This window comes from Sporolactobacillus terrae DSM 11697 (genome assembly GCF_000648615.1).
Taxonomy (GTDB): Bacteria; Bacillota; Bacilli; order Bacillales; family Sporolactobacillaceae; genus Sporolactobacillus; species Sporolactobacillus terrae.
The window spans coordinates 15,720-37,193 of record NZ_JFZC01000039.1 but is presented as its reverse complement, the minus strand read 5'-3'; the positions used below and the strand labels follow the sequence as shown (position 1 = coordinate 37,193).

Annotated in this window: 18 protein-coding genes; 5 read left to right on the top strand and 13 right to left on the bottom strand. The window is 46.1% G+C overall.

All coding sequences use genetic code 11. The features are described from left to right. Positions 1 to 30: 30 nt before the first annotated feature. A complete protein-coding gene (locus tag AA84_RS0107505; RefSeq protein ID WP_028976676.1) occupies positions 31 to 2,664 on the bottom strand; it encodes a valine--tRNA ligase in 2,634 nt (877 codons plus the stop codon). Between the two features lie 489 nt (positions 2,665 to 3,153). Between AA84_RS0107505 and AA84_RS0107500 the strand changes: the two genes are divergently transcribed. Continuing rightward, positions 3,154 to 3,336 carry a hypothetical protein gene (locus AA84_RS0107500; RefSeq protein WP_010026919.1) on the top strand — a complete coding sequence of 61 codons (183 nt, stop codon included), beginning with the start codon at positions 3,154 to 3,156 and terminating at the stop codon, positions 3,334 to 3,336. 10 nt (positions 3,337 to 3,346) lie between these two features. Here the strand turns inward: AA84_RS0107500 and AA84_RS0107495 are convergent, their stop codons facing one another. The 11 genes from AA84_RS0107495 to AA84_RS0107445 all read right to left on the bottom strand — a co-directional run bounded on the left by AA84_RS0107495 (position 3,347) and on the right by AA84_RS0107445 (position 17,858). Continuing rightward, complete coding sequence (locus AA84_RS0107495; RefSeq protein WP_028976675.1) at positions 3,347 to 4,393, bottom strand: protein kinase family protein; 1,047 nt, start codon at positions 4,391 to 4,393, stop codon at positions 3,347 to 3,349. Next, the gene (locus AA84_RS0107490; RefSeq protein WP_028976674.1) at positions 4,344 to 5,330 is read right to left on the bottom strand and encodes a hypothetical protein; all 987 of its coding nucleotides are present in this window, start codon (positions 5,328 to 5,330) and stop codon (positions 4,344 to 4,346) included. Before AA84_RS0107490 ends, AA84_RS0107495 begins: the two co-directional genes overlap by 50 nt. Next, a complete protein-coding gene (locus AA84_RS0107485; RefSeq protein WP_028976673.1) occupies positions 5,320 to 6,723 on the bottom strand; it encodes a LysM peptidoglycan-binding domain-containing protein in 1,404 nt (467 codons plus the stop codon). The genes AA84_RS0107490 and AA84_RS0107485 overlap by 11 nt, the downstream gene beginning before the upstream one ends. Before the next feature lie 221 nt (positions 6,724 to 6,944). Continuing rightward, positions 6,945 to 7,637, bottom strand: a complete 693-nt coding sequence (locus tag AA84_RS0107480; protein ID WP_028976672.1) for a DUF421 domain-containing protein — start codon at positions 7,635 to 7,637, stop codon at positions 6,945 to 6,947. Between the two features lie 147 nt (positions 7,638 to 7,784). Beyond that, positions 7,785 to 9,077 carry a glutamate-1-semialdehyde 2,1-aminomutase gene (hemL, locus tag AA84_RS0107475; RefSeq protein WP_028976671.1) on the bottom strand — a complete coding sequence of 431 codons (1,293 nt, stop codon included), beginning with the start codon at positions 9,075 to 9,077 and terminating at the stop codon, positions 7,785 to 7,787. Positions 9,078 to 9,214: 137 nt separating this feature from the next. Beyond that, positions 9,215 to 9,799, bottom strand: a complete 585-nt coding sequence (gene yihA / locus AA84_RS0107470; RefSeq protein WP_028976670.1) for a ribosome biogenesis GTP-binding protein YihA/YsxC — start codon at positions 9,797 to 9,799, stop codon at positions 9,215 to 9,217. A 283-nt stretch (positions 9,800 to 10,082) separates the two neighbouring features. Next, on the bottom strand, positions 10,083 to 11,801 hold the full coding sequence (lonB, locus tag AA84_RS0107465) for an ATP-dependent protease LonB (RefSeq protein ID WP_028976669.1): 1,719 nt from the start codon (positions 11,799 to 11,801) through the stop codon (positions 10,083 to 10,085). 402 nt (positions 11,802 to 12,203) lie between these two features. After that, positions 12,204 to 13,472 carry an ATP-dependent protease ATP-binding subunit ClpX gene (gene clpX, locus AA84_RS0107460; protein ID WP_028976668.1) on the bottom strand — a complete coding sequence of 423 codons (1,269 nt, stop codon included), beginning with the start codon at positions 13,470 to 13,472 and terminating at the stop codon, positions 12,204 to 12,206. A 471-nt stretch (positions 13,473 to 13,943) separates the two neighbouring features. Continuing rightward, positions 13,944 to 15,248, bottom strand: coding sequence for a trigger factor (tig, locus tag AA84_RS0107455; RefSeq protein WP_028976667.1), 1,305 nt, complete (start codon positions 15,246 to 15,248; stop codon positions 13,944 to 13,946). Between the two features lie 211 nt (positions 15,249 to 15,459). Further along, entirely contained in the window at positions 15,460 to 16,524 is a 1,065-nt protein-coding gene (locus AA84_RS17410) for a tetratricopeptide repeat protein (protein WP_051577870.1), read from the bottom strand. Between the two features lie 89 nt (positions 16,525 to 16,613). Then, positions 16,614 to 17,858: an aminopeptidase gene (locus AA84_RS0107445; protein ID WP_028976666.1), complete on the bottom strand. Its 1,245-nt coding sequence runs from the start codon at positions 17,856 to 17,858 to the stop codon at positions 16,614 to 16,616. 144 nt (positions 17,859 to 18,002) lie between these two features. On the opposite strand from AA84_RS0107445, the gene AA84_RS0107440 reads away from it, so the two are divergent. The 3 genes from AA84_RS0107440 (at position 18,003) to AA84_RS18605 (ending at position 19,294) form a co-directional block, all read left to right on the top strand. After that, on the top strand, positions 18,003 to 18,365 hold the full coding sequence (locus AA84_RS0107440; RefSeq protein ID WP_028976665.1) for a YolD-like family protein: 363 nt from the start codon (positions 18,003 to 18,005) through the stop codon (positions 18,363 to 18,365). 69 nt (positions 18,366 to 18,434) lie between these two features. After that, positions 18,435 to 19,121, top strand: coding sequence for an SOS response-associated peptidase (locus AA84_RS0107435; protein WP_028976664.1), 687 nt, complete (start codon positions 18,435 to 18,437; stop codon positions 19,119 to 19,121). Positions 19,122 to 19,198: 77 nt separating this feature from the next. Continuing rightward, positions 19,199 to 19,294, top strand: a complete 96-nt coding sequence (locus tag AA84_RS18605; RefSeq protein WP_037563237.1) for a YjcZ family sporulation protein — start codon at positions 19,199 to 19,201, stop codon at positions 19,292 to 19,294. Positions 19,295 to 19,363: 69 nt separating this feature from the next. Here the strand turns inward: AA84_RS18605 and AA84_RS0107425 are convergent, their stop codons facing one another. Further along, on the bottom strand, positions 19,364 to 20,527 hold the full coding sequence (locus tag AA84_RS0107425; RefSeq protein ID WP_028976663.1) for an iron-containing alcohol dehydrogenase: 1,164 nt from the start codon (positions 20,525 to 20,527) through the stop codon (positions 19,364 to 19,366). Between the two features lie 235 nt (positions 20,528 to 20,762). Between AA84_RS0107425 and AA84_RS0107420 the strand changes: the two genes are divergently transcribed. After that, positions 20,763 to 21,413, top strand: coding sequence for a TIGR01906 family membrane protein (locus AA84_RS0107420; protein WP_028976662.1), 651 nt, complete (start codon positions 20,763 to 20,765; stop codon positions 21,411 to 21,413). The last annotated feature ends 61 nt before the right edge of the window (positions 21,414 to 21,474 follow it).

Genomic DNA, 21,474 nt, shown 5'->3' with positions numbered 1-21,474 from the left:
ACCATGACTGTATCTTCTATTTTAGTCGAATCACGCTTGTAATTCAGCAATTCGTGCGTCTAATTTATCCCGTTTTTCGATATAATCCGCTTGTTTTTCACGTTCTTTGTTCACTACTTGCTCCGGCGCTTTGTCAACGAATCTTGGATTGCTTAATTTTTTCTTGGTCCGTTCGACCTCGGCATTCATTTTTTCAAGTTCCTTCTTCAATCGGCTGATTTCATCATCAACATTAATCAAACCGGACAACGGAAGATAAATGTCTGCGCCGGAAATGACTGCAGATACGGCTTTTTCCGGAGCCTGAATGTCCGTGCCAATCGCCAGCGTTTCCGGATTACAGAAACGTTCAATATAATCTTTATTTGCTTCAAAAATTGTTGTTTCTTGTTCTGATTTCGTTTTAATGAGCAGTTCAACCGGTTTTTTCGGTGCGACATTCATTTCCGAACGGATGTTGCGCACAGAACGAATCACATTTTGCAGTGCGGTCATTTCTTGTTCTGCCTCTGCATCATTCCATTGCGCGTTAACGGTCGGCCAGTCGCTGTGCATGATCGTTTCGCCTTCATGCGGAATGTGCTGCCAGATTTCTTCAGTGATGAACGGCATAATCGGGTGCAGCAATTTCAAAATTTTATCAAGCACATTAGTGAGTACCGATTTGGTTGTTGCTTTTGCCGCTTCATCTTCCCCGTATAGTGGCAGTTTCGCCATCTCGATGTACCAATCGCAGAAGTCATCCCAGATGAATTGATACAGGTAGTGGCCGGCTTCGCCAAAGTCATAGGTCTCATAAAGTGCCGTCACTTTTTCGATTGTCGCATTCAAGCGCTGCAGTATCCAACGATCGGCAACCGACTTCTTGCCGGACAAATCGATATCGCTGAACGTGAAGCCTTCGAGGTTCATGATCACAAACCGTGAGGCATTCCAGATCTTATTGGCAAAGTTCCAATTTGCTTCCACCTTTGACCATTGGAAGGTCAGATCCTGCCCCGGCGTTGTTCCGGTAGCAAGCGTATAGCGGAGCGCATCAGCACCATATTTAGCAATAACATCCATCGGATCGATTCCATTTCCAAGCGATTTACTCATCTTCCGTCCTTGTTCATCTCGGACAAGACCGTGAATCAGTACGTCTTTGAATGGACTTTTTCCAGTAAATTCTGTGGATTGGAACATCATCCGTGCGACCCAGAAAAAGATAATGTCGTATCCGGTAACGAGCGCATTGGTCGGGAAGTAGCGTTTGAAATCTGAAGCATCTTCATCCGGCCAGCCCATCGTTGAGAACGGCCACAGTGCTGAACTGAACCAGGTGTCCAAAACATCTTCATCCTGTTTCCAGTTTTCACTGTCCTTTGGCGCTTCCATGCCAACATAAACTTCGCCGGTCTGTTTGTGATACCAAGCCGGGACGCGGTGACCCCACCAAAGCTGGCGAGAAATGCACCAGTCGCGAATATTTTCCATCCAGCGGCGATAGGTGCCTTCAAACCGTTCAGGGACGAAGTTCACGCGATCATCCGTTTCCTGCATGTTCAGCGATGCTTCCGCGAGCGGCTTCATTTTGACGAACCATTGGGTCGACAAAATTGGCTCAACAACAACACCGGTACGTTCCGAATGACCGACCGCATGCGCGTGTTCTTCGACGTAAGCAAGTTCGCCGGAGGTTTCCAGATCCTTAACGATCTGCTTGCGGCATTCTTCGCGATCCAATCCTTGATACTTGCCGGCATTTTCATTCATTTTCCCGGTCTCATCAATGACAAGGATACGCGGCAAATGGTGTCGGTTGCCGACTTCAAAGTCATTCGGGTCATGCGCCGGAGTAATTTTCACCGCTCCTGTTCCGAACGACTGATCAACATAGCTGTCGGCAACAATCGGAATTTCTCGTCCAATCAGCGGAACAACTGCCTTTTTGCCGACGATCGCTTTATAGCGTTCATCATCGGGATGAACAGCAATCGCCGTATCGCCGAGCATCGTTTCCGGACGCGTCGTCGCAATTTGGATGGATCCGGAACCGTCTGCAAGTGAATAATTGACATGCCACAGATGACCGGGAATTTCTTTATAAATAACTTCTATATCAGAAAGCGCGGTACGTGCAGCCGGATCCCAGTTGATAATGTAAGCGCCGCGGTAAATTAATCCTTTGTTATAGAGACTGACAAATACCTTGCGTACGGCTTTGGAAAGGCCTTCGTCAAGCGTAAACCGTTCTCTTGAATAATCCAGTGATAACCCTAGCTTCGCCCATTGTTTCCTGATGAAGGACGCATATTCTTTTTTCCAGTCCCAAGCAACTTCTAGAAATTTTTCACGCCCAAGATCATAACGGGACTTGCCTTCCGCACGCAGTTTCGCATCAACCTTAGCCTGCGTGGCAATGCCGGCATGATCCATGCCTGGCAAATAAAGGGCATCGTAGCCCTGCATCCGTTTGAAACGGATCAAAAGATCCTGCATCGTTGTATCCCAAGCATGCCCCAAGTGAAGTTTTCCGGTAACATTTGGAGGCGGAATAACGATCGAGTACGGTTTCTTTTCCGGATCGCCCTCCGCTTTAAAATAATCCTTCTCCAGCCAGGTTTTATACCACTTTTCTTCGGTCTGGCTCGGATCGTACTTTGTCGCCAACTCTTTTTCCATCTTGACCGCTCCTTTTTCTAACCTATAATCTGAACCATTTTGGATGAGGTGTTGAAACGCAAAAAGAGCTCTCTCCGTCACAAGGACGAAGAAAGCTCCGTGGTACCACCTCTATTTACGCGTAAAAACGCGCCTCATTCATTCGATAACGGATTCCCGGAACCTTCCTAATAGGCCGATTCGACCGTTCAGAAAGACTGCTCAAGGGCTACTTCCATTTCCGCAGGCTAAAGAAGTCTCTCAGCGCACCGGCTTCTCTCTCTTACAGAGACTTGTTTCGTCTCTTCTAGCTTAAAGAAATGTACTTCTCCCTGTCTCAGCATTTTCACTTTAACACAGATCGTAGATGTGTTTTGTACTTATTATATATACATACGGTTTGCTTCGTCAATGTTTGCTTATAAAAAATTGCCGCACATGAAGCATACACCGCTCATAGACTATAGTATAGCCAAGAGAATGGTCATGGAAACAATGGGAGTGATTTGCGTGTTCAAGAAAAATCGTTTGCAACCTTTTTTTAAAAAATGCCGGGAAGGCTTAGGCGTGATCGTACTTCCGCTTGCATTGTTTCAGCTTATCCGTACGATCTTTCTGCCGACCACTTTGGATGTCATGCTGACCGCCCTTCTCTTTTTTATTTATATCGGGTTTTTAAAACATTGGCTGTAACCGATTCGAATTAACCGTCAGCCTCTTGCTTTTCTTCCGCTTCTTTTTGTTTACGCAGCTCATCTTTCCTCTTTTGCTCTTCTTTCATCATTTTTGTGATTGCTGTATACATGAATTGATGCGTCTCACAAAGACGGGTCCATCGGCTTACAAACCATTGCTCATCGGCCGTCTCCGATTGACTGTAACGAATAAGCAAATCGGCGTGAGCACTGGGAAACAAAAGAAAGTGCTGCAAAAAACCCTGTTCTTCTTCATCTAACGGACAAGCCGATTGATACGATTGATAAAAAGTACGCCAATCCGATTGCTTGCGCTCAAGCATTACCGCTGCCTGCTCAAATAAAGCAGCCGTTTCCACAATGAAAAAGCCGTCTTCGCTGTTTTCAAAGTTGGTCAGACAGCTGCGTTCATTTTCAATCAATAGATGGAGTGGAGTAAGGCGTCCGTGACAGAGCGCACGACGCATTTTTTTACTTTTTCCTTCTTCATCTTTATCACGACTGAAAAAGTCACGTGCACGCTGCATGTTTTCAAGATAAATAAACGCACTTTGAAGGACAGTCTGCTCGAACGGCGACGGGTAAACATGATGCTCGGCAGTATAGAGAAAATGTTCCCAAATCATTTGCCGCTGACCGAGTACCCGTACCATCCCTTGGTAAAGCGTGGCGCACTCTTGCTTTTTTTCCATCGTCTGACGATGCAGTTGTGCCGCTTTATGAAAGAGATGGCGATAACGTTCCGGGAGGTTCGATGCATCAACGGTTTCCTGAAACCAAGGCATTAAATAATAGCTGGTCGCTTGGTCACGAATGATCAGATCGCCGTATTTCGTCGGAAGCGGACAAACCGCATCAATCACCAGTCGCCGTGCTAGCGCGTAAACCGTCTGAAGTGCACGAACTTGCCGGTCATTTAAAACTTTTCGTTTCAAAGCAAAGCGTCCAAAATACGTATCAACTCGGGTTAGGCCGCCCTCGGCGGCAAGGCTGATCGGAACAAGGTCATAGTAAAAGAGTATTCGATTGATCCAGCTGCTGTCCTTCTGATCCATTTGGTGCACCTCCGCCTGCCATCCCCGATTGTACGCCAATGTTCTTCAATAAACGGATCAACTCAATTTTCTGATCCCAGACGCACTTGAATACCTCTGACGATCGATCCGCCGGTACATCGCCCTGCAAACTCGCTTGCAAGAGACCGATCCACTCGTCTGGAGCAACCCATTCGGCAAGCATCAAATCCGCATTTTCCCGATCAAGGAAGCCCTTTAACGCCAATTCTTGAAGCAGCTTACCTATTGATTGCCCGCGCTGCGCCTGCAAAGCCTCGGTTAAGACAAAGCGCGCTAAAACGCCGCATCCATCCGATGGTTCGGATTGCCCAAGTTCAAAGAACAGTGTATCAAAGAGCGCCTTACACGACTCACGTGAAAAATCTGCAGGCAATAAAAAAGCGGACCGCCTGTATTGATGCAGCTCACGCAAACGGTCTGCCTCTGCAGCCCGCGTACATGCGGACGAGTAGCAAGCAGAAACAATAGCCCAAATCTCCGGATCCACACGCATCTGTTTTGCTTGTTCAAAAAGTGAATGAACTTGGATCTGCATTTCTGTCATCGATTCGTTGATGGGCGAGTTGCGGCTCGTTCGGCTAAGATCAGTTAAAAAGGCGGCCCATTGCTGTTCATTATTGTTCAGTGCAAGCAGCTCCCTTGGCGCGTCGTGACACGTCATTGAATAATTTCCGAGCCGTACCGATGGAAGCCCCGCCCGAGTCACATACATCCGATCAACAAAAAAACGTTCATTCTTTACGTGGTTCCGCCACTTTAAATGTAAGTGAAGCAAGGCTTCATCTGTCCATCGTCGAATTTTCTTAATCCCGCGTTCCGTATCAATAAGCAATGGCTGCTCACGCGCAACGTTCACCTGTCGAAATCCATAATTCGCCTGAAGCGCGGACAGAACAGCCGCTAGATCAGGATTCATCTTTTACAGCCTTTGAGCTCTTGGGAATATAAAGAAGTTCACCTGGTTCAATGTCTCCAGTTGTTCGCGCATTTTTGCGCAAAAGCGAGGTTACTGGTACGTGATAGCGCTCAGAAATCGTTTCAATTGAATCACCCGCTTGCACAATGCAAATTTTCATACGCGTCTTTTGTTCTTCCTCATCACCAGCAAGTACTTTCGTTAAATAAAGGCTCGTTGGATCTGGTGCTGCCTTCTCTTTACCTTCAGGCGCATCTTTTTGTTGGGCACCTTCTGTAACCGTCGGCTTTTCTTGCACGTCCTCCGGCGGTGTTGCCAGTTCCGATCCAAGCGGAGGTGCTGACGGCGCTGCTGGCGCTGCTGATGCTGGAACTTCTGAACGCGCCGATTCCGGGGTTTCTTGAGCTTCTGGATCCATTCGATTGAAGGCAATTGCCGGCGTGCCGGTATCGCTCGGGTCATCCTCCGGTTTTCGAAATGCATCGTACTGAAAGGTTTCCGCCGCTTCATCGCTCAAACGATCGGTCGGCATTTCGTCAAAGTCTGCGCTCAAATCACCGCCACTTTGGAATACATCATCTGATCCGCGCTTTGATTTTGAAGCCGAGGCTTCTGCTTTTTTTGCAGGCTTTTTCGCTGCTTTTGCCGGCTGCGTATCCTTATTGGCAGCTGCTTTTTTTGCAGTCCCTTGATTGACGGTTTCTTTCTTGGCAGCTGCTTTTTTGGTCGGTTCCTTTTTGGACTCAGGTTTTTGATCCGCAGCTTTTTTCGTTGGCGTTTTTTTCGCTGCACTTTTTTCCAGTTTCGCCGGTTTTTCCACTTTTTTTTCAGGCTTCTGCGCCGGCTCTGCTTTTGCCGCCGGCTTTTGCACTGGCTCGGGCGCTTTAACGGGTTCTGCCGGCTTTGCTTTAGGCTTCTGGACAGGAGCTGCCGCTTTTGGCTTTTCCGTTCGATTTGTCACAGGCTGCTTGTTGGCTAGACCGGTGATTGAGATATCGGCCTGCAGCTGGATATGGCGATGCTCGGACAGTTCATAGTCGAACGAATCAATAACCACGAATAAATCTTCCAGATTTGGGACGCGATCCGAAGGAATGGTGATATCAATTGGAAAACGATGTTCTAACTTATCTGTTCCATTACCCGTATCCATGATTTCATCTATGGTGCGGAACGGTGCTGTATGTTGTTCTGAAACATTTTCCACATCTGCAGGCTTATATTCTCCGGTCAATCGAAGAAAACCTTTGATGGTCACGTCATTCCAGTTCTCTTCAACCGTAATATCCGGTTCCAGCGCCATTGATAGTATTTCTTCAGCTGGTGCATCTTCTCTGAGCCATACCGATTCATTTATTGAAAACTGTAATCGATCATTCGACGATTGAGACATTCTTCCTTCCACCCTCTCATCCATTCTTAATACTGTTCTATGCATCAAAAAATGAATTATGCGAAATGGGCGGGATGTGTACGAATTTATACGCTGTTCTCGGCACCGGTCAACAAGCTATTCCGCACGATTCTCGCGCATGCATGTGCTAAAGCCGCTTCCCTCATTAACAGCAAAAGCCAAAAAAGAGGCTGCCCTCAGCCCTAGGCTTTTGGACAACCTCATCTTCTCTCATTGGCATTCATTTTCTCGATAAACACCCCTTCATCTTTTTTCCATTCGCAATAAAAGACATCTTTGTAGCTGCGAATATGATGCCTGCGAAGATTTTTTAGCAGCCACTCTTCGTTCAATCCGGCTTCTTTTAAATTGTCCCAATCCACTTCTCCGTCTTCAATGATTGTTATCGGCAAATACACCGGTTTTTGCTGCTTCTGAAGGTCCTCCATCGTCGGCGTCGCATATTGCGACTTTTGTTTTACACTGATGGACCCGTCCGTTTCCAATATTGCAAACGCAACTTCACGAATGGAAAAGACATTTTTATGCCGAAGCAGATTTTGCAACATATTGATGTCCAGCTTTTCCTTTTTCATCGCTTCTCGATCCATATGCCCATTGCGAATAACGATTGTTGGTTTCCCTTCAAAGAGTTGCCTCGTTCCACGGAACTTCTGGGTGGACCATTCAACGGCGTAGATCATCAACCCCCAAAGTGCAACTGCGAAAACAATCGATCCAATGCCAATCTCTTTATCGTAAAGCGCGTTTCCAACTAATTCACCAAGTACGATCGCTGAAATAAAATCGAAAGCAGTGACTTGTGCCAATGTTGCCTTTCCCAATATCTTCGTCATTAGGAACAAAGAGACAAACCCGACAATCAGTTCAACAGCTACTTGTACAAAATGCATCGTTTCCGACCACCTTCGGACCAATCTTAGTCTCAAAGTTAGTCTTTCACGAGATCGTGAAAATTATTTATGTGCGGGCGCCTCACTACACATGGCTTCATTCTTGGTTATGAAAAAAGATCGGAACCTGTCATTCCGATCTAGTCCTTATTCATGTTCTGCAATGAATTGAAACGCATGTTCTGCTGCTTGAATCGTTTTCTCTATATCCTCCATTGAATGTTTGGTTGATAAGAAAACCCCTTCAAACTGCGATGGCGGCAAGGACACACCTTGCTCGATCATCTGCGCAAAATAAGTCTTAAAATGATCCAGATTCGATGATTTCGATCTCAGATAATTAATAACCGGCTGATCTGTAAAAAAGATCCCCATCATGGCACCCGCCTGATTAACGGTAAGCGGAATGCCGTATTTTTCCGCTGCTTTCTTATACCCTTTGGTCAAGTGATCTGCTTTTTCACGGAATTGCGGATAGTCCTCAGGGGTCAGCTGACTCAGCGTCATATAACCGGCTGCCATCGCAAGCGGATTTCCAGATAGCGTCCCTGCCTGATACACAGGGCCTTCAGGGGCTACTTGGCTCATAATATCCAATCGTCCCCCATAGGCACCAACCGGCAGCCCGCCACCGATTACTTTGCCAAGCGTCGTCAAATCCGGAGTCACCCCGAAATAACCTTGGGCACAATCGTATGCAACACGGAATCCGGTCATGACTTCATCAAAGATCAACAACGCACCATATTCTTTTGTAATCTGCCGCAGAGACTGCAGAAATCCATCAATTGGTGGGACAACGCCCATGTTGCCGGCAACCGGTTCAACAATCACGCAAGCAATTTCATGGCCATATTGTTTGAAGATCTCAGCGACCCTTTCCGCATCATTATAAGGCACCGTTAGGGTATCCTCAGCAAGTTCTGCCGGAACACCAGGACTATCCGGAAGCCCAAGTGTCGCCACTCCTGAACCTGCTTTAATTAAGAGTGAATCCGCACTGCCATGATAGCTGCCTTCAAACTTCAAAATTTTATCCCGTCCGGTGTATCCACGTGCCAGTCGGATCGCACTCATGGTCGCTTCTGTTCCAGAATTGACAAACCGCACCTTCTCAATTGATGGAACACGCTCAATAACTAACTTTGCCAATTTGCTCTCAAGCACTGTTGGCGCCCCGAAGCTTGTCCCTTTTTCAGCCGTTTCTTTAATAAAAGCGACAACTTTTTCATCAGCGTGGCCAAGAATGAGCGGCCCCCAGCTTAACACATAGTCAATATATTCATTTCCATCAACATCATAGATCTTCGACCCTTTCCCATGATCCATAAAAATAGGACTGAGATCTACAGATGGAAAAGAGCGGACAGGGCTGCTGACACCGCCAGGCATTAACGGTTTTGCTTCTTCATAAGCCGCAATTGATTTACTGAAATTCATCTTATCTGACTCCCCCTCGCACATGTTCTTCACATGTGTATGTATCGCTTACCAAGCAAGCGGAACCGGTTTAATCGAATTGATCATTCAAATGGTTGTTCACTCGTTCGCACCGCTTGCCTTATTCCGTATCTATTTTAGTTCAAAAAGGATTCAATCGCACGCCATGCCTCTTCCTTCCCCATTCCATTAAATGATGAGAAAAGAATGAGAGGATCGTCTGGTTTAAGCCCTAAATCGCGACGAATGATTTGTTTGTGCTTCTGAAATTTGCTCTTTGGAATCTTGTCCGTTTTGGTCGCAATCGTTATGACCGGATGCCCGTAATAAGTAAGAAATTCGTGCATCTGAATATCTTGCTTGGACGGCGGATGGCGTAGGTCGACTAAGTGGACGACGGCACTGAGCTCCTGACGCTCGGCAAAGTATTTTTCGAGCATTCGTCCCCAGGCTTCTCTATCTTTTTTCGATACCTTTGCATACCCATATCCAGGTACATCCACAAAATAAAACGATCCATTAACAATAAAGTAGTTCAATTTCTGCGTTTTGCCTGGTTTCTCAGAGATACGCACAAGATTGCGACGATTGAGCATTGTATTGATAAAGGACGATTTTCCAACATTTGATCGGCCGGAAAGCGCAATCTCCGGAAAACCTTCCGTTGGGTATTGCGCCGGACCAACGGCACTGATCACATAGTCTGCTTGTTTTATTTTCATGTTCATCTCTCTCCTCAGATTGACTCGCTATGCGCAAGTACGGCATCTGCTCATGTATACACATTCTATCTTAACTGACGCGATACTGTCCAATCAGCGTCAGGCTTACGGCTTCTCTGATCTTTTTACAACGCTCCAAGCACGCACATCAACAGGGCATAACCATGCGAATCCGGGAAGCACGTCTCTGCGTGGTTTGTTACACCTTGAAGTATTTACTCGCTTTGTCGAAAAAAAAATTCCGGGTGCTGATTGATACAGCAGCCGGAATCCGATGAACCCTTTATCCTTGTTTTTCAATCGTTGCATTTGCTGGTCGGGCAGATAGAGAACGATTAAACGAGAGTTCGGAACCTGCTCTAAGCTGTCCGGTACCTTCATCCGCTTCTGCAGGGCACAGACACAGTTCCAGAACTTGATGCAACGCTTCAACCGGAATGATTTCTGCCTGATCAAAATGCTTAAGCGTCTCCTGCATATTCTCAGTAGGAATTATGATCCGTTTCGCGCCTGCTTCAACTGCTGCTTCTACCTTTGCCATCACACCGCCAATTGGTTTGACTTGACCGTGGAGCCCCAGTTCCCCAGTCATCGCAATGTCTGGATACACTTTTCGGCGCATAATTGCCGAGCTGATCGCTACAGCCATGGAAATTCCGGCTGACGGTCCGTCAACTAGTGCTCCTCCAGGGAAGTTCACATGTATATGGTAGCGGTATGCGGCCAGACCCATTCGGTTCAGTACAGTCAATACATTTTCCACGGATGCGCGTGCCATACTCTTTCGTGTGATCGTTCGCGATGAGTTGCCCATCGATTCTTCTTCAGCAATCCCCGTAATCATCAGGCTGCCTTCATGACGGCTCTTCACGGCAGACGCTTCCACTTCCATCAACGTGCCAAGCCCCGGTCCATAAACGGCAAGACCATTGACCAATCCAATTTCAGGAGCGGCCGGGACCTTACGATTTGGTTTCGGCACCAATCTGCTGGAACGTATGACCCACTCAATTTCATCCATATGAATCGCTGCATTTTTTTCCTTTTTCTCTGATGCAGCACCTGCGGCAATCTGCATGATGTTTACGGCTTCACGTCCACTTTTCGCATATTCAGCAATTTTTGTCAAACACTCATCGGAAATATTCAGGTTTAATTTGTGCGCGGCTCGTTTGGCAATTTTTTTAAGATCGCTGCGTGTCAATTCATTGAAGAAAATTTCCAGACAACGCGAACGAATCGCAGGCGGAATCTCTTCAGGGCGTCGTGTTGTCGCACCGATTAGGCGAAAATCAGCAGGTAGCCCATTTTTAAAGATGTCATGAATGTATGCAGGAATCTGATGATTCTCTTCGTTATAATAGGCACTTTCCAAAAACACTTTGCGGTCTTCCAACACTTTCAACAATTTATTCAATTGAATCGGATGCAGCTCGCCAATCTCATCAATAAACAATACGCCACCATGCGCTTTGGTGACCGCACCTTCCTTAGGTTGCGGAATTCCTGCCTGTCCCATGGCACCTGCGCCTTGATAAATCGGATCATGAACCGATCCAATCAGCGGGTCGGCAATGCCTCGCTCGTCAAAACGTGCGGTTGCTCCGTCCAGCTCAACGAATGGTGCAGAAGGCCTAAAAGGAGACTCCGAATTGCGTTTTGCCTCTTCAAGAATAAGCCGTGCTGCTGCTGTTTTTCCAACCCCTGGCGGTCCATAGATGAGCACATGTTGCGGGTTTTTTCCGCAAAGCGCTGCGCGAAGTGCGACGATCCCATCCTGCTGCCCCACCACATCGTCCAAGCCTCTTGGCCGAATTCGTTCGGAAAGCGGCTCGGACAACGCTCTGCTCCGCATTCGGTTTAATTCAGCCATTTCTTTCTTTGATTCCTTATCTATAGATATTTTCTGAACCCGCTGATTGCGCAGCAGACTGAAAAAATACAGACCAATGATCACACCGAAAAAAATCTGTGTGAAAATAAGCAAGATCATCCAACTCATTCGCTCTGCCTCCCATTGCGGCCACACATTCAGGCTCCTGTTTTCGTGGCTCTGCTTCTAAAGGCCATTATTTCCAATCAAAAAGTGAGTTAAACACCAAACCTGAAAAAGCTAGGCAAAAAACCGGGTTTTGCGTGATCTATCTGTAAGAAAAACCAGGCAAAAAGCACCCGGTCCTTACTTCCGCAGGATGCGGCGGCTTTCGCGTTGCATACAGGACGTACTTTCACAGGATGTGATGACTTTCGCGTTGCATACAGGACGTATGCGCACTTAGCGAAAGTTCCTTTAAATTAGCGAAAGTTCCACTTTGATTCTCGGTTAAGACACGGGTCTATTGGCTTGAAGACGGGATAAAAAAAACGTCCCCGGATGGAGACGTTTCTTCTAAAAAGCGAAAGCTTATGCACTTTCTTTTGGCTTTTCAACACTGACTTCGGTTCCGTCGTCGAGAATTAGGGTTGGACGTGCCTTGCCTTCAACCGTTTCCCTTGTAATGATACATTTATCAATATCTTCGCGGGACGGCAATTCATACATCACATCAAGCATCATGCCTTCAATAATCGAACGCAGCCCACGGGCGCCGGTTTTCCGTTCGATCGCAAGTTTCGCAATGGCTTCGAGCGCTTCTTCGTCGAATTCAAGATCAACGTCGTCAAGTTCAAGCAGTTTCTTGTATTGCTTAACGAGCGCGTTCTTCGGTTTTGTCAGAATTTCAACGAGTGCATGTTCATCCAATTGTTTCAGCGTGCTGATGACCGGAAGACGACCGATAAATTCCGGAATTAAACCAAATTTCAGCAAATCTTCGGGAAGGACATTTTTCAGTGCATCGTCACGATGCATGTCCTGTGTTTTGCTGCCAGCACCAAAGCCAATAACCTTTTTGCCCAATCGACGTTTAATGATTTGTTCAATCCCGTCGAAGGCACCGCCGCAGATGAACAGAATATTGGTCGTATCAATTTGAATAAATTCCTGATGTGGGTGCTTGCGTCCACCCTGTGGCGGCACGCTTGCTACCGTTCCTTCAAGGATTTTCAGCAATGCCTGCTGCACGCCTTCTCCAGATACATCACGTGTAATTGACGGATTTTCCGACTTGCGGGCAATCTTATCAATTTCATCAATATAGATAATCCCTTTTTCGGCCTTTTCAACATCATAATCAGCCGCCTGAATCAGCTTGAGCAAAATGTTCTCAACATCTTCGCCAACATAACCGGCTTCAGTAAGCGAGGTAGCGTCAGCAATAGCAAACGGAACATTCAAGATTCGTGCCAGCGTTTGAGCAAGCAGGGTTTTACCACTACCAGTCGGCCCAATCATCATAATGTTGCTCTTGGAAAGCTCAACATCATCCGGCTTTTGTTTGCTGTTAATCCGCTTATAGTGATTATATACAGCCACGGACAGGCTCTTTTTTGCATCCTTTTGCCCAATAACATAATCTTCCAGGATCGAGCAAATTTCCTGTGGCTTCGGGATATCTTTAAATTCGATTTCTTCATCGGTGCCTAATTCTTCTTCTACAATTTCCGTACATAACTCAATACACTCATCACAAATGTAAACGCCCGGTCCGGCTACAAGTTTACGCACCTGATCCTGGGTTTTACCGCAAAATGAGCATTTTAACTGTCCTTTTTCTTCATTGAATTTAAACATTTTTTCACCCCTGTTCTGCTTTCCTTATCAACGTTTCAGAAGAGCGAAATCTTGGTCAATTTTTGTATTGACTCTTGTTCATCCCATGCATTCGCTGCATTTTTTAGCCTTCCCCTTTTCTCGTAAATCGAACGAGGCTTGGAAAGCTTTGCATCTGGAAAACCATGCTGCATTTTATCACAAAATACCTGCATAAATGGAAATGATTTGCCGGCATTGTAACATCATAGACTGATCGTTATTGATGAAGCCAAGCATAAGAACGGATATTTCTGGATCAGCAGCGGATGTTCTACTCGGCAACTAACTATGTAGGCATTGTAACATAAATACATGCTCCCGATAAGCTATATGCCTTACTGAGTACACTATGTATTGCAAAGAAAAATTATTTATTTTTCTTCGCTTTCTTTAGATATAAATAATTGGCAGACGAGACCGTCCGCCAAAAAAGTTCATGTATGTCACACTTTATTTAGCTTCGGCAGCTTTTGGCTTGCTGTTTTCCACAAGAAAATCAACAGCTTTGCGCAGTTTCAAATCACCTTTAATGAAGTCAGTTCCGCCCATTGCAGCTTTGATTTGATCTGCACCGATCTTGTACTGATCCGCCATTTTTTTCAGTTCTTCTTCAACTTCTTCGTCAGAAGCTTCAATGGATTCAGCTTTAGCAATCGCTTCAAGTGTCAGATTTGCACGCACGCGTTTTTCAGCATCTTCCTTCATCTGATCGCGCAACGCTTTTTCGTCGGTACCTGTCAGTGAAGAATACATTTCCAGAGTCATGCCTTGTCCTTTAAGACGCTGTTCAAATTCTTTCACCATATTGTCCTGTTCATTCGTGATCATCACTTCAGGAACGTCAATGTCTGCATTTGCGGCTGCTTGCTGCACAACGCCGTCGCGCTTGCTGTTTTCAGCATCAGCTTCACGATGTTCTTTCTGATGATTCTTGATTTTTTCTTGTAATTCAGCGAACGTTTCAACATCGTCATCAACGTCCTTGGCGAATTCATCATCGAGTTCAGGAAGCTGTTTCTGTTTAATTTCATGAACCTTTACTTTAAACGTCGCTTCCTTGCCCTTTAATTCTTCAGCATGGTAGTCTTCCGGAAAGGTTACAACCACGTCTTTTTCAGCTCCGACTTTCGCGCCGATGAGCTGATCTTCAAATCCGGGAATAAAGGAGCCGGATCCAATTTCAAGTGAATAGTTTTCAGCTTTTCCGCCTTCAAACGGTTTGTCATCGACATAGCCGTCAAAATCGATAACCGCAGTATCGCCTTTTTCGATTTCTCCGTCTTCTTTAACAACCAGTTCCGCATAGCGTTCCTGAAGATGTTTGATTTCGTGAGCGACATCTTCATCGGTAACGTCCGTGCTCTTCTCTTCGACTTCAAGACCTTTATAGTCACCGAGTTTAACTTCCGGTTTAACCGTTACATCTGCTTTGAGTACCAGCTTTTTGCCTTTACCAATCTCTTCAATGTCTACTTGTGGCTTGTCCACAGGTTCGATACCGGTTTGATCGATTGCATCAGAATACGCACTCGGAAGAACAAAATCAATTGCATCTTCATACAGACTTTCTACCCCGAAACGCTGTTCAAAAAGAACGCGTGGCACACGGCCCTTACGGAAACCAGGTACGTTGACCTTTTTAACAACCTTTTTAAAAGCTTTATCAAGGGCTTGATTAAAACTTTCGGCATCAACTGAGAACGTCAGTGTGCCTACATTACCTTCTTTTTTTTCCCATTTTGCATCTACAGTCATTCGTTTTACCTCCAACATCTATCTTCATGCTATTCTGCATCTTGGTTTTCTGCCTGAATGGCGTACAAAGTCATCATTTGTCCGCCAGTTCGAGGCTAATGACTCGACTACTTTGGCAACGCAATTGCAAACCATGTTATTATAACATAACCGTTTCCTATGAAAAACACATTTGTTGCAAATTATCGACATAACCACATGTTTCAATACGCTAAGACCAAATGTCGTATGCCTCTACACCATGCAGCATGCTGCTCGCCGCGCAAAAATCATCCTCATTGACACCAAAATGCGCAAGAACGTCTTTTTTTTCCTGTTCCGATTCACCGCCCATCGCCCGTAAGCAGAAGAGCGCTGCCCAAACTTCTGGTTGACTCGGTACAATCGGTTTCGGATAAACATTCATGGTAAACATGCGCTCCATTTCAACTGCCGACGTGGTCAATGTCGGATTTTCCGATTCCATCGTCCGGCGAATTACAGCTTCAATTTGATCCGCAAACTCTTTATTCAAAAAATCCGCGTGATCCAGCTGTGCATCGTAAATTTCACCAAATTTGTGCACGGCCACTTTCTGAGCAAGATGTCCTTCCTTAACCGCACAAAGCAACATCGTCTTAAGCTCGGTAGGCTGCTGATCATCGAGTAGAAAACGCTGGATTTCCGGAAGATGGGTTGTTTTTAATTGATCAGCTAAGTTATTGAGGAGCAGCATTTGGCTAATGGTGTCCGCCTTCTCCAATGCCGGCCAGTCAATGGACGATTCCCGATGCTCCGTGTCCGCATCAGGTTTCGTCATTTGATCCGTTTCATCGGCTTCCTCCAAACCAACATCGCTCCACGAGGGTTCATGCAGACGAATCTGACAGAATTTCTGCATGTGAACCAAAAACTCTTTGAATTCGATGGGTAATCCTTTTTTCTTACGAATCGTCAGGATCTCACGGATCGCGCTTGTATAATCCTTGCGCTCAATAAGAATGGTAAGATAAAGTCGAAACACCTCGTAAAAATAGGGAGTATCTGCTTCAAGCAGCAGCACCACGGCTTTTTCCGCTTCCGAGTAATCCCCCAGTTCAATGGAGCAAACGGCCCACCCGTAAAGCGCACGAACATCCCGCACATTCAATTCCAAAAGCTTGCCAAACAACTGACAGGCTTCCTTGTGTCTATTCTCTTCAACCAGCAGCATGGCTTTGCTCAGTAAGCGTTCTTCCAAATGAGGAATCGGCACCACCTTGTCGCTGCCGCCAATCGATCCACCTTTTTTTTTCATCGTTCGTCCCGCTTCCAAAACTTTATTTTAAGAATATCAGTTTCTGGCAGGCTTCGCAATTTAGGTGCGAAAAGCTCCCTCAAATTTGCTCAATCAAATGAGAATGCCCAGGCACCGTTGCGGAATACGGGCACGCGCCTGCCGTCTTGAGTGATGCCATCAATATCCAGTTCTTCAGATCCAACCATAAAATCTTCATGAATTAAGCTATCGTTTACTCCCGCCTGATCTAGGCCGACTTCATCGAGATCGTTACCGCCTTTAATACATGTTGGATATGCTTTCCCCAATGCCAAATGGCACGATGCATTCTCATCAAAGAGCGTGTTATAGAAAACGAGTCCCGATTCAGACACCGGTGAATGATGCGGAACCAATGCCACTTCGCCGAGCCGGCGCGCATTCGGATCAGAGTCAAGCAGATGCCTCAACGCATCTGCGCCTTTTTCTGCTGTAAAATCAACGACTTCCCCATCCTTAAAAGTGAGCGAGAAACCGTCAATGATGCGGCCGTCGGCATTCAGCGGTTTGGTACTGGAAACGGTACCGTTGACACCGCGTTTATGCGGCATCGTAAATACCTCTTCTGTAGGAATATTTGCGTTGAACATAATCCCGCTTGTCGAAGGGCCTGAACCACCGCTCCAAATATGCCCTTGTGGCAAATCAATCGTCAGATCAGTGCCCGGACCAGAATAAATTAATTGTTTAAAGTTCATGCGGTTCATAAATTCACTGGCTTTGTGCATCGTTTCATTATGTTCGTTCCATGCTTCAATTGGATCCTCATTGCCGCTGACTCTGCTGATACGCAGAATTTCTTCCATGAGCAGCGTTTGCGCTTCGCCTGTATTTTTGTTCGGGAAGATTTTTTTCGCCCATGCCTTTGTCGGGTATGCGACAATCGACCATTGCGTTTCATCTTTCATAATGCATTCCATATACGGCTTCAACCCATTACTGGATGCCTTCATATAGGCACCGACACGCGCATCGTCGATCGTATCCAACAAATCCGGGTTGGGTCCGTAAATATGTAAAACTGCATAGTTATCTTTGACTGCTGCATTTTGCGCAGCAAATTTCCAATCTGGAATCTGCTTTAACGCTTCTTCAGGTGCCCGCTCCAGACGCAACCTTTCCGTTTCATCATCGCCCCATCGCATCGTGACGTCTTTTGCACCCGCTTGGTAGGCCTCCTCAGCAACAAGATTCGCAAAGTGTGCGGCTTCAATCGGCGACGTCAGGAACAAGCCTTGCCCGGGCTGCAGATTAACGCCAATTTTTATCGCCAGTTTGGCAAACTTTTTTAATGATGCTTCAAATGGTTCCATAATCTTGCCTCCATGTTTCTTTTTCTTAATTATAGCCCACTTTATACCTATGGAAAACTTTGGATCCGGTAAACCTTTTGATAGACTCCACCTGAGAACGTATATTCGTGTATACTATTCCTTAGAAAATAAGGAGGGGTTCGGGTGAAGCATAACAAATTGACAAAAGGATCAAATATGCGCTGGGAGTCAAGCCGAATGATGCTCCCTGAACATGTTGCCGTACTCAGAGAAATGGCACGCCACGCGGATAGAATCGCAAAACCGCAATTAGATGAGCAAAAGCTTGAGGAAATTGAACGTATGATTCATGATGCCTCAAGCAGAAAGCTGCCCATCGATCTTGACTATTATCATGATGGGAAAATCCATACATTGAAGAACTGTACCGTATCCATTGATTCGTATGTTCAGAAGGTACGCATTTCCAATTCATCAGGTATCTCTCAAAACCTCCCACCGCAAACTATTGTTGACGTTCGATTCAGCAGCCGGCAGGACGTTTGACTCCTTGCAGAATCTGCGTTCAGATCTGCTATACTTTATGTGGAACATCAAGACAGGAGGGATCATACGATGTGCGGACGATTTACGCTAATCGCTCCTTTTGAGTATTTGATTTATCGATTTCAGATTAAGCACGCATCGGGAGAAGCGCGCTATCAACCCAATTATAATGTCGCACCCGGTCAGAATATTGTCGCTGTCGTCAACAGTTCGGGTGGAAATCGAATGGGATTCCTCCGCTGGGGCTTAATTCCCTCTTGGGCCAAGGACGAGAAAATCGGCTGGAAATTGATCAACGCCCGGGCTGAAAGCATTGCGGAAAAACCAAGCTTCCGCCACGCGTTCCGCAGAAGACGCTGCCTTATTGTTGCTGATTCTTTTTATGAATGGACGCATCAGACGCCTAGGGAAAAGGTGCCCTTTCGATTTGTTATGAAATCCGGATCGCTTTTTGCAATGGCCGGGTTATGGGATTCCTGGCAGACCAAAGACCAGCAATTGATTCACAGCTGCACCATTATTACGACTGAGGCAAACTCAATCATGCGGCCGATTCATGACCGAATGCCGGTGATCTTGAATCATGAAGATGAAGCACGTTGGCTCAATGCTTCCAGCGATCCGAAAAAACTGCTTGATCTTCTTCGTCCGTATGATTCAGGGCAGATGGACTGCTACGAAGTATCACGCGATGTCAACTCACCGCGCAACAACGCCCCTTACCTGATCGAAAAGCAGCAAACCCATCACGAGTAAAATTGGGCAAAAACTCAAGCGCAGATACCGATCGTTTCATATAAATAAAGTATCTCGTGATGAGGAGGTGTCGACTCATGGGTGCTGTATATGGCGGATATGGCAGCGGCTTCGCATTGCTGATCGTTTTGTTCATTTTACTTATCATTATTGGTGCTGCTTATGTTTATTGATTTCTTCGTCCATCAAAGGACAAAAAAAATCCGCCGCTCCTTCAGAAGCTGGCGGATTTTTCTGTAGTCTCAAAGCGAAGCTTGATAAATGGCAAGTGCATCTTGCCTGCCGAGAACCTTAAATTGACCGAAAGCGCCTCGGGCCATCGCACGATCAGCGAGAAGATCAAGCTTGCTGTCGTCAATCGAATAGTCCGCCAGTCTACTTGGTGCCCCAATGCTTGTCCAGAATTCACGAAGCGCCCGGATTCCTTCAAGGGCAACCTCCCGATCCGATTTGCCCAGCGGATCGACATGGAAAACACGCTCGGCCAGTTGCTTAAATCGAGCGACATTAACGTCTAGATTATGCTTCATCCAATTTGGGAACAGAATCGCTAAGCCGCCGCCATGTGGAATATCATACACTGCGGATACTGCATGCTCTAGATTGTGACTTGCCCAATCACCCTCAAAGCCCATCGAAACCATCCCATTCAAAGCCATTGTGCCGCAATAGAGAATCGTTTCGCGGAGCTGATAATTTTCAAGATCATGAACAAGCTTCGGGGCAGCCTCAATGACCGTAAGCAAAATCGACTCACACAGGCGGTCTTGAAGGGGTGTATGTTTTGCCGGATGAAAATAATGTTCAAAGACATGAGCCATCATATCCACCATACCGTAGATGGTTTGATTTTTCGGTACAGAGAACGTGAAGCTGGGATCAAGGATAGAGAATGCAGGGTATGAAAATGGACAACTCCATCCGTATTTTTCATGCGTTTCCCAATTTGTGATTACAGAGTTTGGGTTCATCTCCGATCCGGTCGCGGCAAGCGTGAGCACCGTACCGAATGGAAGGGCATCCTCTGCCGTCTCTTGACGAGTAATAAACGCCCAAGGATCACCGTCAAACTTCGCGCCGACAGCAATCGCTTTGGTGCAGTCGATCACGCTTCCGCCTCCCACAGCGAGCAAAAAGTCAATCGCATGGTCGTTGCAAAGCGCAATGCCTTTTTTTACCGTTGTCAATCGTGGATTAGGTTCAACGCCTGCAAGTTCATAGACCTCGGCACTCATTGCCTTAAGCTGTTCGAGCACTTGATCATACAGCCCGGTGCGTTTAATACTCCCGCCCCCATAGACCAATAAAACACGTTTGCCGTATTTCGCGACCTCTGTTTTCAATTGATCAAGCTGCCCTTTGCCGAAGATGAGTTTAGTCGGGTTGTGATAAATAAAATTGTCCATAAAAGGATCACTCGCTTTCATAATAGATCTTCCGTCATTTCGTTCTCCTTCATTATAACCGCAGCACAGCTTTCTCGTTAAGAGAAAACCCCATTGTCAAAAACGATCATGCGTGTTGAATACGCTCAAGTCCGGTGTTTAGTCACATTTCTTTTTGAATTTTCTTGTCCGATAGGTGATAATGAGCGTATACGAAGTTAGCGGTTCAACCTTAAGCTTAAGGATGTGTCATGGATTGTTCTTTTCAACCTATCGCCTCGGCCAGCTTGGACTGGCTGTCAGTATTGCCATCTTTATCATCTGCTTTGCTGTACTTGTTACACTTGGTTTTACGCCGCTTTATTATTTTGATGTGCAGCATCTGGATCTCGTAGGTCAATCTGGCTTCAGCTATGATCAGATCGTGGAGAATTACAACTATACGATCCAGTACCTCATCAACCCGCTGCCGCAGACGTTTCACCTTCCTTCGTTCGATTATTCGCGTGCGGGTCGCATTCATTTTCAAGATGTGAAACGTATTTTTATGGCCATTGAACTGCTACTGGTTGTTTCAGCGATTATCAGTGTCATCGGAATTTTTCATAAGCGCAAGCAACGGGATTTCAGCTTTTTTAAACCGACAGCAATCATGCTTATTATGTTTACGCTCCTCCCGCTCATGATGTTTGCCATTGATTTTGACGGGACATTCATCCTGTTCCACAAACTATTCTTCAGAAATGATTATTGGGTATTTAATCCGCAGACCGATCCGATTATTACGATTCTCCCGGAAGCCTTCTTCCTTCACGCTGCGCTGCTGATTCTTTTCATGATTGTCGCTGCCGTATGCGCCATCGTGATCATCGCAAAACAATTAAAAAAGCGCAGCACTTCACTTTGAGCCTCACCCAATCCATGGACTCCGTCTCCGTTATGTTTGGCATCACCTCAACTGGGGAACA